The following is a 12650-nucleotide window of genomic DNA, read 5'->3' as shown; positions in this document are numbered from 1 at the left end:
GTACAACTACCTGTTCACGGGTCTGCCCTCGAGTTCGCCTCTCCCCTCTTCGCCGGAGTCGACAGATTCCACGCCGCGAGTCGACCGGCTGCCGGTATAACTCGCGGCCAAATACAGGCTACGAGGGATACCGATTCGGTCGTTCGTGTTCACGCAAAGGCGGTCAGGAGCCCCGCCGCTGATGAACATTCAGAAGCCGACTATCGCCGTTCGATCGAGGTGGTCTCCGAGTAGGTGACACGCCGCTCCAGCGACGAGGGTGGCTCGTTTCCGCGACCTGTCTCACGCTCTGGGCCGCGAGCACGCTCTCGTTCGCCTGGTACGTCTTCGTGGTGGGTCTTTCGAGGAGCCAACAGCGGGCGCTCGAGCAATTCGCACACCGTCCGCTCGAGGCGACGACCGAACCGCTGGTCGCGTTACTGGTCTCGACCATTGCACTGGGCGTGCTCACCGGTCTCTCGCTGGTGTACTACGGATACGTGCAGTGGCGATACGCCCGATACCGACGGCTCGAACTCGAGTGCGACCGTCAGTAACGGCCGCCGACGCACTCAGGTATCGTCGTCGTCCTCGTCGGGAGCGCCGCCCGTTGGCTCCGCCGCGTCATCGGCACCGGCATCGCCCTCGTTACCGACTTCGTCGGGATGCTCGGCCTGCTCGTCGTCGCCGTTTTCACCGTTTGCAGCATCGTCACCGTTCTCCGCGTCGTCACCGTTCTCCGTGTCGCCGCCGTTCTCATCCGGTTCACCGCCGTCCGACTCCTCGTCACCTGGACCCTCGTCGCTACACCCGGCGAGCAGGGTTATCGAGCCGACTGCGGCGAGTCCCGTCAGTTCGAGCGTGCGCCTGCGGTTACGATCCATCGTGTGCGCTGGATGTCCCCTCCGAGATATATTCCCGATGCTTGCGATGCCGTAGGGTGACGCATCGAACTTGTGCCCCCATAGTTCGCCGTCCGGAGCGTCGTTGGTAGTCAGGACGGATGCTGGTGGCGGACCTTCTCGGCGATCTGTCCCGGTACGGGCGTCCCGCAGTCCGTGCATTTCCAGCTCCGCGTCGCGATTCTGGACTCTTTCTCGAGATCCTGCGCGAATTTCAACAGCGCGCCGCAGGTACATCGGTAGGTCGTGCGGGTCATACCGGGGAAATCTCCGCGCCGGTGCGTAAACGCTGTGCCAGCGATGGAAGCCGCAGTCGGGTTCGTGATCGGCCACAAACGACAACGCCTACGGTCGCGAGTCTCATGGGGACGCACAATGGCCGAAACGGACCATCGGATCCCAGTCGACGACGGCGAGTCCGTCGCTGCCGTCCACCACGAGGCACCCGGAAACGACTGGCTGATCTTCTGCCACGGCTTTCTGAGCGACAAATCAGGGAGCTACGAGCGACGCTGTCGTCGAGCGGTCAAACGGGGGTACAACGCCGTCCGGTTCGACTTTCGCGGCTGTGGCGAGTCCGACGGCGCGTTCGTCGAGCAGACGCTCAGTTCGAAGCTTGCGGACCTGGCTGCCGTCGTCGATCGGTTCGATCCACCGTCCTACGCGCTCTTCGGCTCGAGTTTCGGCGGCAAGGTTGCGTTCCACGCCGCCGTGCGTGACGACCGAGTCGAGGCAGTCGTCACCCGAGCGCCCGTGACGTACAACCGCGTCTTCGACGAGTACCGGACGGCGGTCGATCGCGACGGCGAGTGCCGATTCGAGACCGGGGACAGTATCGATCGTCGCTTTTTCGAGGATTTCGCACAGTATGGCTTCGACACCGTCGAACCCACGCTCGACGTTCCGGTCGCGATCTTTCACGGTTCGCAGGACGATTCCGTCGACGTGGCTCACAGCTTCGAGGCGGCTGCGCAACTCGAGACCGATGTCCTCCTCGAGACGTTCGCGACGGAGGGGCACCTGTTTTCGTCCGAAGCAGAAGAACGGCTGCTCGAGCGGACGTTTCACTGGCTCGAGACGCAGTGATCGCCCCCACAGTAAACCATATACCGGTATACCATTTTCCTCGCACGCTCGAGCCGATTTTTCAGTATCGACATCAGTCCCGAATCACCATCGATTGGCCCCGAGGGCGGATTCTCTCGGTCAGAAAAACCGGACCGTTTTTCATAGCAATGCCAGAACGAACAGTTAGCAGTGAGTGAGGACACCGATCTATCGACAGTGCTCGCGGTGCTCGACGACGAGTACGCACGCAAGATCCTCACCCATACGAGCATCGAACCCATGTCTGCCAGTACCCTGAGTGACCGGTGTGATGCGTCCCTACCGACGATCTATCGTCGACTCGACCGCCTCGAGGAGTGCCAGCTCGTTACTGAAGAGACGGAGCTCGCACCCGACGGAAACCACTACAGCGTCTACAGCGCGAACCTCGAACACCTCGAGCTCTCTCTCGAGGACGGCTCGTTCGAACTCGAGGTAACGTATCGCGAGGAAGATGTCGCCGACAAGTTCACCCGTCTATGGGAGGGGATGCGATGAGCCAGGACGTCGTCCGGATTGACGAAGCACCCCTGTTCGAACTCCTGACCGTGGCGAGTCTCTTTCTCGTCGCGCTGTTTGGGACGGTTATCGCCTACCAGGCCTACCGAGGGTATCGTCGCAACGACGCGGGGTCGATGCTCTATCTCGCCGCTGGATTGCTCCTCCTGACGCTCTGTCCGTTCCTGATCAACGTCACGGTCACGACGGTTGCCAGCCCGGGACAGGTCGTCACGGTATTTCTCGAGAACGTGAGTCGACTTCTCGGACTGGTCGCGATCATGTACTCGCTGTACGGTCACCACTAGTCGGCGACGCATACGGGCGTTCGGACACGGGTTCTACTGGCGACAAAAGGCACTGGCTGCAACACGAGACAGCATCGTGTTCATCGGGCCGAAGCGGAGGCGGGGACAGCCTCGTCGGCGATACCGTGGGGACGGCCGCGGGGTCGAAAGCGGCCGTCCGTCGGAGCGACAGTTCGTCAGCGGAGAGATACCGCGGGAGTGGTCGGTTTTGGACACACGCCGTTCGGAGGAGGGGTTCTCCCACCCTCCCCTTTCGAGTACGATATAATAGTGGTACGAGCGTGTTTTCTGGGTCGGAAAATCCTCGGCGGTGCCCCGGATCCGGCGGGTCGAACCGGTCAATATCCAGCCGATCACGCTCGAGGAGCAGGTACCATACCTTCTTGATGCCACCACCGAAGCGTTCGATATGCATTATCTCGTCTTCACGACATCCGTACACACGACGGCGGCGATCTGTGACTACCTCGACGAGCGCGCGACGAGCGACGACGGCGTCACGGTCGTCGCCACCACACCGGCGGACGACGCGACGGCACGGCGGGACGCACAGGAGGCGTTGAATGTCGCTCCCGTCAGATTAGCTGCACTCGGTGACGTCCAGACGGAGCTACGGACCCATGACGAGCCAGCGCGATCGCTCCTCGAGACCGCGTCCGCCGTCGGTGCGGACGAGATACTGATCGCCGCTCACGACGGACTCACCGCCGAGTCGTCGTCGGTCGGATCGACCGTGAGAAAACTGCTCGAGACGGCGTCGCTCCCGGTCGTCGTCGTGCCAGTCCCGGACGCGTAACGGGGATCGCGAATCGCTGGAATCTCTCTCGAACTTCGAGACGATTCGAGACGACCGCACTGATAACGACTGTGCAGGAAACTGCAAGCGTCAAAACGGCCGCATTCCCCGTCGGTAGCGGACGGCTACTTAATCGGGAGTCCCGCGAATCGCCGCTCGATGAGTGACGAGATTCCGTTGTTCGAAATCCCGTGGGACCAAGACGATGTCGCGAACGCCGTCGACTCGATCACGCGGGGTTCCTACTGGGCAAACGGGCCGTACATCGAGGAGTTCGAGGACGGACTCGAGGGGTATCTGGGAGTCGAACACGCGGTGACCGTCAACTCGGGAACATCCGCTCTGGTCGCCGCGCTGGCGGCATACGGTATCGGCGAGGGAGACGAGGTGATCGTCCCCTCGTTTACCTTCATCGCGACCGCGAACGCCGTTCGACTCGTCGGTGCCACGCCGGTGTTCGCTGACATCGAGCGGGAGACGTACGGTCTCGATCCCGAACGCGTCGAGGCGCGGGTAACCGACGACACCGCGGCGATTCTCCCGATCCATCCTTACGGTGCCGCCTGTGATATCGGTGCCCTCGAAACGATCGCCGCGGAGGCGGGCGTCCCATTGATCGAGGATGTCGCAGAATCGTTCGGTGCCGATTATTACGGCCGCACGCTGGGAACGATCGGCGACTCGGCGATCCTCAGTTTCTGCCAGAACAAGATCCTGCCGACGGGAGAGGGTGGGGCCATCGTTACCGACGACGACGACCTCGCGCGCCGCCTCGAGCGCTACCGTTCGCACGGTCGCGCGTCGTCGGAGTACTTCGACTCGCCCGGCAGTGGCGAGTACACGGGCGTCGGAACGAACGTTCGAATGTCGGACCTCGTGGCGAGTATCGGCTGTGCGCAACTCGAGAAAGTCGACGAACACATCGCGAATCGCCGACGCGTGGCGTCACGCTTGACCGACGGACTGGCTGCTATCGAGGGCGTCGAACCCCACACTGCTGGCGGCCGCGGACGGCACGTCTATCAGCTGTATACGGTCACGCTCGACGATACAGTCGACAGAGACGCCGTTATCGACGCCCTAACCAGACGAGGAATTGCGTCGAAGGTGTACTGGGATCCGGGTGTTCACCTGACGCAAGCGTACCGTGACGAGTACGGCTACGAACCGAGTGTGCTTCCCGTCACCGAGGAAATCGCGGGTCGCGTACTCTCCCTTCCGATCCACCCAGGACTACGCGACGATGAGGTCGAACGGATCACGGCTGGCGTTAGAGCCGGTGTCGAGGGTGACAGGGCTACGGGTGCAGGCCAGTCGAACACAATACAAAACTGATATTTTCGGACCTGGAGAAGTCGGTAAAATCTATCGAACGTCACGACAGCGCTCTATCAAGAGTTAGTGGACTGTCAATCCAACCGATCCATAACAAAGGGGGAACGGTTCGGATTGAGTGAATAGGCCGCGTCAGCGTCGGTGTCGAACCGACATCAGCGGCAATTGGAGTAGATACGTAATCATGAGATGGCCAGTTACAGCCGATTCGCGGATGTCGATCCGGACCGCACTTTCACGGATCGATCGATCCGAAGCAGGGGGTATCGTTGTCGTCGACGACGGGAACCAACTCGTTGGGACCGCCACCGACGAGCGGCTTAGACAGAAACTGTTCGACGGTGTTACACCAGATACGCCGGTGTCAGACGTGGTGGACGAGGATCCCATCGTCGTCGATACGAGCGGGAGTATCCGAACAGTGGAAGGAGCGTCGGATGTCGTTGGAAGCAACGACCGAGCACAGCAGACGACCATCGCGCCCGTGGTCGACGGCGGCGAACAGGTCATCGACGTCACGACGATCGAGTTAATCGACAACGCGACCCGAGAACTCGAGCCGAATTCGAACGCCGTCGACACGGTTCTCGTCGTTGGGGGGGCAGGGTATCTCGGCTCGGTACTCTGTCGGCAACTCCTCGAGGACGGGTTCGACGTTCGGGTGCTCGATCCGCTGATGTACGGCGACGCGGGCATCAGTGCGCTCCGCGACGACGGCCGGTTCACCTTCTATCGAGGCGATGCGCGCTCGGTCGATACCGTTCTCGAGGCGATCGACGGGGTCGACGCGGTCGTCCACCTGGGCGGCATCGTCGGCGATCCGGCCTCCGAGATCGACCCGGAGAAGACCCTCGAGTACAACCTCCACTCGACACAGCTGCTGGCGTCGATCTGTAAGTACCACGGTATCAACCGCTTCGTTTTCGCCTCGACCTGCAGCGTTTACGGGCGCTCCGAGACCGAAGCCGAGCGGCTTTCCGAGGAATCGCCACGAAACCCCGTCTCGCTGTACGCTCGGCTGAAGATTCAGTCCGAACGCGTACTCCACGACCTCGCCGACGACCACTTCTCCCCGACGATCCTCCGGATGGCGACGATCTACGGGCAGTCGCCGCGGATGCGGTTCGATCTCGTCGGAAACATCCTGCCGGCCAAGGCCCATACCGAGAGAACGATCCCGGTGTTCGGTGGCGACCAGTACCGACCGAACGTCCACGTCGCCGACGCCGCTCGAGCGTACGTCGACTGTCTCACCGCGCCGGTCGACGACGTTGCTGGCACCGTGTTCAACGTCGGGTCGAACCAGCAGAACTACCGAATCGATGAACTCGCGACCATCGTCGCCGACTGCTTCCCCGACGCTTCGATCGAGTACCACGACGAGCTAACCGACGAGCGGAGCTATCGTGTGGAGTTCGAAAGGATCCGGGAGGAACTGGGATTCGAACCCGAACGGACGGTTCGCGACCACTGTCTCGAGTTGAAAGAACAGTTCAAATCCAACGCGTACACCGAGTATACGGCGACCAGATACAACAACTACGAGACGCTCGAACAGGCGCCGAGCTACGAGAACGCGGCCGCTATCCTCGACTGTTCAGATCCGATCTCACGCGAGCAAACGCATGAGACGCTCTCGTCGAAAGAGGTGTAGTTCCGAACTGCCAGATTGCGTAATCGAACACTCTCGACGCCGACAGCCCGTGCAAGCGATTTCCTCCTTCGAACCCGATCAGGAACGCTCGAGTGGACTCTCATCCAGTTCGTCGGGCCCGTCGTACGCGTTACGGAACGACGTGGCACACGATTCAGCATCGGGGTTCCGGACTGACACGTCTCCGCCACCTGGAACCGCCGGCGTTCCGGCGTCAAAGAGTTCGATTCCAGGCGTGAGTTCGTCCATCACGTCGAGTGCCTCGATCTTCTCTCGGATAGCCTGGCGGGTAACCTCGCTCCAGTGATCTCCGGATGTGCTCCATTCGGTACTTGAGCCTAACCGATTCTCGTGCTGCGCTACCTTGTTCAGGTAGATGAAATTCATGGTACGAGTCACAGAAAATATCCGCCGTGGGTAATAGTGGGCAACACTTATTCAGCAGTGGGTCCAAGTCGGTAACATGACGAAAGTAGATGCTCGGGACCTACGAACTAACGAGACCGATGACCGAGGTCGAATCTATCTCGGAACGGAGTACGCGAACAAGCGTGTAACCGTCGCCGTCGTCGACGTGGAATCCGACCGACCTGACGAGGGCGAACTGGCCACCGCGTACCGTGAGGCTTCAGAGGGCGCAGAGGAACTGGCCGAAGAGTGGAACGAAGTGTCGGATGAGGCATGGGACGGGCTGAATGAATGAGCGAGCGACCGGAAGTTCGGCGCGGAGACGTCGTTATTGTCCGACTGGACCCCGCCGAGGGCCACGAGATGAAGAAAACTCGACCAGCGGTGGTCTTACAGAACGATATCGGAAACGAAAACTCTAGTACGACCATCGTCGCGCCCGCAACGGGAACGTATCGAGACTATCCCTTCGAGGTACTCGCTGAAGCGGCGGAGTCGCCGTTCGAGAAAGATTCGTCCGTTCGTCTCGACCAAGTTCGCGCCGTGTCCATCGAAAAGCGGATTCACTCGGTAGTCGGAAGTCTCGACGCCGAGACGATGGAGACGGTGGATGAAGCGTTGAAACTGAGTCTCGGACTAGACTGATTCGTGCATACTGTTTCCAGAGAAATCGGTCGCTTCCGACCGGGCGTCTAAATCAGCGACAAACCAACTGAACAGCAACCAGAAGATTTCCAGTGGCCAATCACCGGAAACGATATCTGAAAACGCTGATTTCGACTACCGATTCTCTCTTTGTTCTACCTTGTTCAAGTCTCAGACTGATGTTACAGAGTTCGTCTATTTTGCCGGTTCTGGGATGTCTACTCAGTCGTCGTCAGCGGTATACGCGCCACCACGACGTTTGATTCGAGCAACGACCATTCGATGGTCATCTTTGTGAAAAGTGACCGCAAGACGAAACTCACCAACACGTACCTTACGGCGTGGACTGTTCTGGAGCGGTTCACCATAGTCTGGTGGGTCGCGCCACGGAGAATCGACGATTTCGTCGAGTTTGTCGATGATACGCTGTTGCTCGTCCGGATTCAGCGCATCGAGGTCGTCCTGTGCGTTCGATGCGAGTTCCCACGCCCACCCGCCGTCACTCATTCGTATCGCCAGTACCGAATCGTTCGCGCGCTTCTTCGGCACTCATCGTCTGTTCTTCACGGACGTCCTCTTCAGCTTGGAGGAGTGCGACGAGTTCATCGCGGTCGAACGTGGGATGTTCGACAGCATCGCGTAAGGTATACCGAATAAATTCGCTCCGGCTGTTGAATCCGCGTCCTTGCCATGTGTCTTCAATCTCGTTGAGAAACGACCGTGTGACTTTGAAGTTTACCGTGACGATCTCGTCGTCGCCGTTGCTTGTGGATGCTTTGGACATACGCCCGTATTACTCGTGTGTTACTGTAGGTGTTTCGGCGTCCGAACGCAGATGCTAGTGGCGAGGAGAAACAGTAGTAGATACGTGAAATTAGTGCTATTTGCTACCGATTCTCACGCTGCTCGACCTTGTTCAGTTCGATCAACAGACGAAAAATTGCCTTCACCAGATTGTCGTCGACATCGAACTGTTTTGCGTTAGTCCCTGCCCGATCCATCACCTGCTGTTCTTGCTTCTCGTCGGTCGTCGGCAGCCCATGCTCGTCTTTGACCTGTGCGATCGTGTCCGCGACGTACGTTCGCTGCGCGATCAGCTCGACGATCTCGCGATCGATCGTCTGGATCTCCTCGCGCAGTTCGTCGAGGCTCATCTCGTCCGGTGTTCGCTGCTCTTCGCCGCCGTCCGTGGCTGTATCGGATTTGCGAGTCATATCACTTGTGTCCCGTCGGTTCGCGTTCGCAGTAATCGTGTCGTTCCGTCGCGTTCGTGCCACCGCTCCTGGACCGTCTCGAGCGTCGCCCGATCCCCGACGGCGACGTAACTCGGCCCCGTCCCTGACAGCGAGACGCCTGTGACATCGGGCAGGACGTCGATCATCGGGCCGGTCGAGAACTCGAGGGCGCCACAGAAGGCGAAGCCGTTGACGGTCATGGCCTCACCGTAACGCCCGTCGAGGGCGAGTTCCGCGACGAGATCCGCCATCGGGGCGATCCGCTCGCAGGCCGAGACGTCGGCGTCGGCGCTGAACGACTGTTCAGGCGGGGTGTACACTAACGCCCACCAGTCGATCTCATCGCGGGTGAGCAACTCATCGCCCAGGTTGTCGGTAACCGTCACGCCGCCAAGCATGCTCGCGCTAGCGTCGTCGAACGCGCCGGTGACCGTGACGCCGGCGTCCCGGGCCGCGCGAACGCCCAGCCGACAGGCATCGATTCGTTCGACCGCACCGGCGATCTCGAGGGCGTCGAGCGTCGCGAGCACGGTCGCGTTCGCCGCCGCGCTCGAACTCTTCAGCCCCGACGCCATCGGCACCTCGCTCTCGGTTCGGACGCGAGCGCCGACGGCCGAAACGTCCAGTCCCGCGGTCTCGGCGTACTCGTCGATCGTCAGTTCGGCACAGCGCTCGACGAGCGCCGTATCGGCGTCGGGCTGGCCGGCGATTTCGGCGTCGATACTCCCGTCGGTCGTGAGTTCGACGGTGGCTGTCGTCTCGAGGTCGATCGCGAACGCAGCACCGGTCCCGGTTGCGAGCGCGTTGAGAACCGTTCCGGCTGCTGGAGCGACGGCGCGGCCGTCCATACGACAACCGACTCAGAGCGCGTATTTACGGCTGACGGTCTCGACGATTCTCTCCGCGGCCCTCGGCCGATGAGAAGTGGGCGCGAGAGACGGGTCGATGATAAAGCGAGCGCCAGAACGGACCGTTTTTCCGGGAACCGACCCAATAGACGAGTAATGAGCGTTCGCAGCAACGTTGCACCCAGTACGATCGGGGTCGACTTCGTCGAGGGTGGCGTCGTCGTCGAGTATCTCGACGGCCGGGACGTCTTCTATCACGGCCCGCCGAAACCCGTCGAAGAGTCGATCAAGACCCCGCCGGGGAAGGAGGTCCACGTCCTCGTTACCGACCCCGACGGGATTGAGGGCGTCATGACCTACGTTAACGACCACAATACTCACGACGACATCCTCGAATCGACCGGCGTCGGCCGCGTGATGCTCGAGGGCGACGACGAGGAGGTCCTGTTCCCGGGCGTAACCGTCTCGACGGAAGCGTACTCGATCCGCGTCGATGCCGACCTGTCGCTGGTCGACGGCCGCGTGTTCGTCTTCGCCGAGGACGAGTTGAGCGAACACGCCTACGAACTCGTCGAGCACGTCGAACGCGAGGATGACAGCTCCACTGCCGAAGCCGACACGACAGGCGCAAACGGCGAGCAGAACGAGGCTGACGGCTCCAACGACGCCGACGGGAACACCGAGACCGGAAGCACCGACTGGGGATAACACGATGCCACTACAGAAACCCTGGCGCGACCTCGACCGTGGGACGGTTGCCAGCGCACCCGACCGACCGGGCGCATACGAACTCGCCGATTCGTCGGGGACGGTTCAATCCGTCGGACACGGTGTCCTCCGGGACGAACTCAAGACGGCGCTCGCCTACGGCGACGGCGACCGTGTGCGCTGGACGGAGACACATACGCTCGAGCAGGCCCAGGAACTGGCTGCCGATCATCGCGAGCGACTCGAGTGATCGGCGGTCGATCCGCCGAACGACACGGTGTGTGATTCGAGTTACTGGATCTACGACGGTTCGCTGTCGTCACACCGCCCTTCGTGCTCCGAGGCGTCCGCCTCCTCGTCGAACAGTAGCCCGCAGGTCTCACACTCCCGCCACGTGGCGTCATCCCGCTCGGTCTGGACTACCATACCCGACAGTTTACGACGAGCGAGGAGGGGTTGCGAATCCGGAACGGATCGCGATTCAGCGAGGGCCGTTCAGGCCTCGAGTTCCGTGAGTTCCTCAACCTCCGGGATCTTCTCGCTAGCGGTGGTGATCTGTCGCATTCGCTGTTCGTGTTTGTTGTACGCGTACTCGGAGAGATCGGACGGGCTCGGACCAGGGCCGCCTTCGGAGCTGGCGCCGTCGTCGCTGGTCAGACTCTTTTGGACGAGCGGCACCAGTTCGCCGACCGTCTCGCGGAGGAGGTCGGCCTCGACCTCGCCGTCGATCACGAGCGACTTGAGTTGTGCCATCCCGAAACCGACGTGGCGTCCCTCGTCGCTGCGGATCAGTTTGAGACCCTCGACCAGTCCCGGCAGATCCGGGAGTTCGGGCTCGTTTTCGCCGTAGGCGAGCGTGAGTCCGTAATAGCCCGTTTGGGCCAGAATCCCCTCGATCGTCAGGTGGTAGTGGCAGTGGGCCTTCGCGCGGTTTTCGGGTGAGTCATCCTCGAGGAGGCGATCCATCGCCCGCTCGTTGCGCTCGAACAGTTCGTCGTAGGGGTCGTTGAACCACTTCTCGTCAGTCGGTGAAGAGAGCTCCTGGCCGCGGCGCTCTTCCTCCGTGTGTACGACTTCTCGCCAGTAGCGGTCGAAGAAGTCCGTGTGTTTCGACTCCTCGTAGAGCTGGGTGGTGAGGAACATCTGGTCGCCGATGTCGTCCAGGACGACCGCCAACGGTGCGAGATCCTCCGTCACCGACTCCTCGCCGGCACCGAACAACGCGAGCGACTGTTTGAGCCCCTCGAACGCCGGTTCCGGAAGTTCGGCAGCGCCCTCGAGGTCGGCCTCGAGGTCGATCTCGTGGGGATCCCAGTGTTTCTTGACGGCGTTTCGGTAGTAGTTGTGCGAACGCACCGTCGTGTCGAGTTGCGTTTCGGGTTGTGGCTGGCTATCGGTTGCCATCGTTGAACAGACGTAGCGGCAGAATCCACATGAATTTGTATCTCACAGAGTAGGGCATTTAAGTAAGCGAGGCTGGATCTGGGGTCATGGGACTCATCGCAGAGTTTCGGGTGACGTCACTCGACCTTCCGTTGACGAACGCAGTAGCGGCCGTTCCGGCGGTCACGGTCTATATCGAACGGATCCTCGTCATCGACCCCGACCGTCCCGTCGCGCTCTGTCGAGTCGTCGACGAGCCCGGCAACGAATTTCGCGACGCACTGGCGGACGACGCCACGGTCGCAGGGGCCGTGACGCTGGACGAGTACGACGGGAACGCGCTGTATCGGATCGAACTCCGCGATCCGCCGGTACCGATATACCGGAAATTCATCGAGTTGGGCACCACGCCGCTCGGCAGTATCGTGACCGTCGATGGCTGGTGGAGCCGGTCCCGATTTCCGGACCGAGAAGCGCTCGCGGAGTACCGCGAGTTCTGTGTCGAGCGCGGAGCCACGTTCCAACTCGAGCGACTGACTCGAGAATCGACGGCCGACGATCCGCCGTTCGGACTCACAGACGAGCAGTACGAGGCGCTGACCGCGGCCCGCGACGCGGGCTACTTTGCGGTCCCGCGAGAGGCGTCGACCGCGGAGGTCGGAGACGAACTGGGGATTTCGGGGCCGTCAGCGTCCGAACGGATTCGACGAGGGATCGATCGGGTGCTCGAGAACGGGCTTTGACATCCACCCACGACTAAAGTCGTGGGCATTCTTTTTGATTCTACGTCAGTGACTCGATTTCGGAACCGACTGACAGGACAATTCTCAAGACGGCCCGCGCG

At 61.2% G+C, this 12650-nt stretch carries 21 protein-coding genes; 12 read left to right on the top strand and 9 right to left on the bottom strand.

Going from position 1 to position 12650, the window contains the following annotated elements; translation table 11 throughout:
* The first annotated feature begins 332 nt into the window (after window positions 1–332).
* Window positions 333–536, top strand: a complete 204-nt coding sequence (locus tag NATTI_RS0123195) for a hypothetical protein (RefSeq protein ID WP_006091102.1) — start codon at window positions 333–335, stop codon at window positions 534–536.
* A 15-nt stretch (window positions 537–551) separates the two neighbouring features.
* Here the strand turns inward: NATTI_RS0123195 and NATTI_RS0123190 are convergent, their stop codons facing one another.
* Together NATTI_RS0123190 and NATTI_RS26695 are read right to left on the bottom strand one after the other, a co-directional pair.
* Window positions 552–863 carry a hypothetical protein gene (locus tag NATTI_RS0123190; protein ID WP_006091103.1) on the bottom strand — a complete coding sequence of 104 codons (312 nt, stop codon included), beginning with the start codon at window positions 861–863 and terminating at the stop codon, window positions 552–554.
* A gap of 110 nt (window positions 864–973) precedes the next feature.
* A complete protein-coding gene (locus NATTI_RS26695; RefSeq protein WP_162832109.1) occupies window positions 974–1138 on the bottom strand; it encodes a hypothetical protein in 165 nt (54 codons plus the stop codon).
* 118 nt (window positions 1139–1256) lie between these two features.
* Between NATTI_RS26695 and NATTI_RS0123185 the strand changes: the two genes are divergently transcribed.
* The 6 genes from NATTI_RS0123185 (at window position 1257) to NATTI_RS0123160 (ending at window position 6579) form a co-directional block, all read left to right on the top strand.
* On the top strand, window positions 1257–1967 hold the full coding sequence (locus tag NATTI_RS0123185; RefSeq protein WP_006091104.1) for an alpha/beta hydrolase family protein: 711 nt from the start codon (window positions 1257–1259) through the stop codon (window positions 1965–1967).
* A 171-nt stretch (window positions 1968–2138) separates the two neighbouring features.
* Window positions 2139–2486 carry an ArsR/SmtB family transcription factor gene (locus NATTI_RS0123180; RefSeq protein WP_006091105.1) on the top strand — a complete coding sequence of 116 codons (348 nt, stop codon included), beginning with the start codon at window positions 2139–2141 and terminating at the stop codon, window positions 2484–2486.
* Complete coding sequence (locus tag NATTI_RS0123175; protein ID WP_006091106.1) at window positions 2483–2794, top strand: DUF7521 family protein; 312 nt, start codon at window positions 2483–2485, stop codon at window positions 2792–2794. The genes NATTI_RS0123180 and NATTI_RS0123175 overlap by 4 nt, the downstream gene beginning before the upstream one ends.
* Before the next feature lie 310 nt (window positions 2795–3104).
* The gene (locus NATTI_RS0123170; protein WP_006091107.1) at window positions 3105–3590 is read left to right on the top strand and encodes a universal stress protein; all 486 of its coding nucleotides are present in this window, start codon (window positions 3105–3107) and stop codon (window positions 3588–3590) included.
* A 159-nt stretch (window positions 3591–3749) separates the two neighbouring features.
* Window positions 3750–4925 (top strand): DegT/DnrJ/EryC1/StrS family aminotransferase, encoded by a 1176-nt coding sequence (locus NATTI_RS0123165; protein WP_006091108.1) that lies wholly within the window; start codon window positions 3750–3752, stop codon window positions 4923–4925.
* 214 nt (window positions 4926–5139) lie between these two features.
* Window positions 5140–6579: an NAD-dependent epimerase/dehydratase family protein gene (locus tag NATTI_RS0123160; protein WP_006091109.1), complete on the top strand. Its 1440-nt coding sequence runs from the start codon at window positions 5140–5142 to the stop codon at window positions 6577–6579.
* A gap of 78 nt (window positions 6580–6657) precedes the next feature.
* Here the strand turns inward: NATTI_RS0123160 and NATTI_RS0123155 are convergent, their stop codons facing one another.
* Window positions 6658–6966 carry a hypothetical protein gene (locus NATTI_RS0123155; RefSeq protein WP_006091110.1) on the bottom strand — a complete coding sequence of 103 codons (309 nt, stop codon included), beginning with the start codon at window positions 6964–6966 and terminating at the stop codon, window positions 6658–6660.
* Window positions 6967–7042: 76 nt separating this feature from the next.
* Between NATTI_RS0123155 and NATTI_RS0123150 the strand changes: the two genes are divergently transcribed.
* Window positions 7043–7282: a hypothetical protein gene (locus tag NATTI_RS0123150; protein WP_006091111.1), complete on the top strand. Its 240-nt coding sequence runs from the start codon at window positions 7043–7045 to the stop codon at window positions 7280–7282.
* Window positions 7279–7632: a type II toxin-antitoxin system PemK/MazF family toxin gene (locus NATTI_RS0123145; RefSeq protein ID WP_006091112.1), complete on the top strand. Its 354-nt coding sequence runs from the start codon at window positions 7279–7281 to the stop codon at window positions 7630–7632. Before NATTI_RS0123150 ends, NATTI_RS0123145 begins: the two co-directional genes overlap by 4 nt.
* Window positions 7633–7854: 222 nt before the next feature.
* On the opposite strand, the gene NATTI_RS0123140 is transcribed toward NATTI_RS0123145, so the two are convergent.
* From NATTI_RS0123140 to NATTI_RS0123125, 4 genes are all read right to left on the bottom strand, one after another.
* Window positions 7855–8139, bottom strand: a complete 285-nt coding sequence (locus NATTI_RS0123140) for a type II toxin-antitoxin system RelE family toxin (RefSeq protein WP_006067346.1) — start codon at window positions 8137–8139, stop codon at window positions 7855–7857.
* Window positions 8132–8416 (bottom strand): ribbon-helix-helix domain-containing protein, encoded by a 285-nt coding sequence (locus tag NATTI_RS0123135; protein ID WP_006067345.1) that lies wholly within the window; start codon window positions 8414–8416, stop codon window positions 8132–8134. The genes NATTI_RS0123140 and NATTI_RS0123135 overlap by 8 nt, the downstream gene beginning before the upstream one ends.
* Before the next feature lie 103 nt (window positions 8417–8519).
* Window positions 8520–8846: a chorismate mutase gene (locus NATTI_RS0123130; RefSeq protein ID WP_006091113.1), complete on the bottom strand. Its 327-nt coding sequence runs from the start codon at window positions 8844–8846 to the stop codon at window positions 8520–8522.
* The gene (locus NATTI_RS0123125; RefSeq protein ID WP_006091114.1) at window positions 8843–9715 is read right to left on the bottom strand and encodes a shikimate kinase; all 873 of its coding nucleotides are present in this window, start codon (window positions 9713–9715) and stop codon (window positions 8843–8845) included. The genes NATTI_RS0123130 and NATTI_RS0123125 overlap by 4 nt, the downstream gene beginning before the upstream one ends.
* Window positions 9716–9871: 156 nt before the next feature.
* On the opposite strand from NATTI_RS0123125, the gene NATTI_RS0123120 reads away from it, so the two are divergent.
* A complete protein-coding gene (locus NATTI_RS0123120) occupies window positions 9872–10423 on the top strand; it encodes a DUF5796 family protein (RefSeq protein ID WP_006091115.1) in 552 nt (183 codons plus the stop codon).
* Window positions 10424–10427: 4 nt separating this feature from the next.
* Window positions 10428–10673, top strand: a complete 246-nt coding sequence (locus tag NATTI_RS0123115; protein ID WP_006091116.1) for a DUF7508 domain-containing protein — start codon at window positions 10428–10430, stop codon at window positions 10671–10673.
* Window positions 10674–10723: 50 nt separating this feature from the next.
* On the opposite strand, the gene NATTI_RS27400 is transcribed toward NATTI_RS0123115, so the two are convergent.
* Complete coding sequence (locus NATTI_RS27400) at window positions 10724–10849, bottom strand: DUF7128 family protein (protein ID WP_006091117.1); 126 nt, start codon at window positions 10847–10849, stop codon at window positions 10724–10726.
* Between the two features lie 69 nt (window positions 10850–10918).
* Window positions 10919–11827: a ribonucleotide-diphosphate reductase subunit beta gene (locus NATTI_RS0123105; RefSeq protein WP_006091118.1), complete on the bottom strand. Its 909-nt coding sequence runs from the start codon at window positions 11825–11827 to the stop codon at window positions 10919–10921.
* Between the two features lie 86 nt (window positions 11828–11913).
* Here NATTI_RS0123105 and NATTI_RS0123100 point away from each other — a divergent pair, with 86 nt between their 5' ends.
* Window positions 11914–12549 carry a helix-turn-helix domain-containing protein gene (locus tag NATTI_RS0123100; RefSeq protein ID WP_006091119.1) on the top strand — a complete coding sequence of 212 codons (636 nt, stop codon included), beginning with the start codon at window positions 11914–11916 and terminating at the stop codon, window positions 12547–12549.
* Window positions 12550–12650: the final 101 nt, after the last annotated feature.

Origin of the sequence: Natronorubrum tibetense GA33 (assembly GCF_000383975.1) — an archaeon.
GTDB lineage: Archaea > Halobacteriota > Halobacteria > Halobacteriales > Natrialbaceae > Natronorubrum > Natronorubrum tibetense.
Note: the sequence above shows the minus strand (reverse complement) of the source record. Positions and strands in the feature narration are given on the sequence as shown.

Coding starts and splice junctions, on each gene's coding strand:
- NATTI_RS0123130 (WP_006091113.1), bottom strand. CDS start 8,846: ATGACTCGCAAATCCGATACAGCCACGGACGGCGGCGAAGAGCAGCGA.
- NATTI_RS0123145 (WP_006091112.1), top strand. CDS start 7,279: ATGAGCGAGCGACCGGAAGTTCGGCGCGGAGACGTCGTTATTGTCCGA.
- NATTI_RS0123160 (WP_006091109.1), top strand. CDS start 5,140: ATGTCGATCCGGACCGCACTTTCACGGATCGATCGATCCGAAGCAGGG.
- NATTI_RS0123155 (WP_006091110.1), bottom strand. CDS start 6,966: ATGAATTTCATCTACCTGAACAAGGTAGCGCAGCACGAGAATCGGTTA.
- NATTI_RS0123190 (WP_006091103.1), bottom strand. CDS start 863: ATGGATCGTAACCGCAGGCGCACGCTCGAACTGACGGGACTCGCCGCA.
- NATTI_RS0123165 (WP_006091108.1), top strand. CDS start 3,750: ATGAGTGACGAGATTCCGTTGTTCGAAATCCCGTGGGACCAAGACGAT.
- NATTI_RS0123175 (WP_006091106.1), top strand. CDS start 2,483: ATGAGCCAGGACGTCGTCCGGATTGACGAAGCACCCCTGTTCGAACTC.
- NATTI_RS0123105 (WP_006091118.1), bottom strand. CDS start 11,827: ATGGCAACCGATAGCCAGCCACAACCCGAAACGCAACTCGACACGACG.
- NATTI_RS27400 (WP_006091117.1), bottom strand. CDS start 10,849: ATGGTAGTCCAGACCGAGCGGGATGACGCCACGTGGCGGGAGTGTGAG.
- NATTI_RS0123135 (WP_006067345.1), bottom strand. CDS start 8,416: ATGTCCAAAGCATCCACAAGCAACGGCGACGACGAGATCGTCACGGTA.
- NATTI_RS0123140 (WP_006067346.1), bottom strand. CDS start 8,139: ATGAGTGACGGCGGGTGGGCGTGGGAACTCGCATCGAACGCACAGGAC.
- NATTI_RS0123185 (WP_006091104.1), top strand. CDS start 1,257: ATGGCCGAAACGGACCATCGGATCCCAGTCGACGACGGCGAGTCCGTC.
- NATTI_RS0123150 (WP_006091111.1), top strand. CDS start 7,043: ATGACGAAAGTAGATGCTCGGGACCTACGAACTAACGAGACCGATGAC.
- NATTI_RS0123120 (WP_006091115.1), top strand. CDS start 9,872: ATGAGCGTTCGCAGCAACGTTGCACCCAGTACGATCGGGGTCGACTTC.
- NATTI_RS0123115 (WP_006091116.1), top strand. CDS start 10,428: ATGCCACTACAGAAACCCTGGCGCGACCTCGACCGTGGGACGGTTGCC.
- NATTI_RS0123125 (WP_006091114.1), bottom strand. CDS start 9,715: ATGGACGGCCGCGCCGTCGCTCCAGCAGCCGGAACGGTTCTCAACGCG.
- NATTI_RS26695 (WP_162832109.1), bottom strand. CDS start 1,138: ATGACCCGCACGACCTACCGATGTACCTGCGGCGCGCTGTTGAAATTC.
- NATTI_RS0123100 (WP_006091119.1), top strand. CDS start 11,914: ATGGGACTCATCGCAGAGTTTCGGGTGACGTCACTCGACCTTCCGTTG.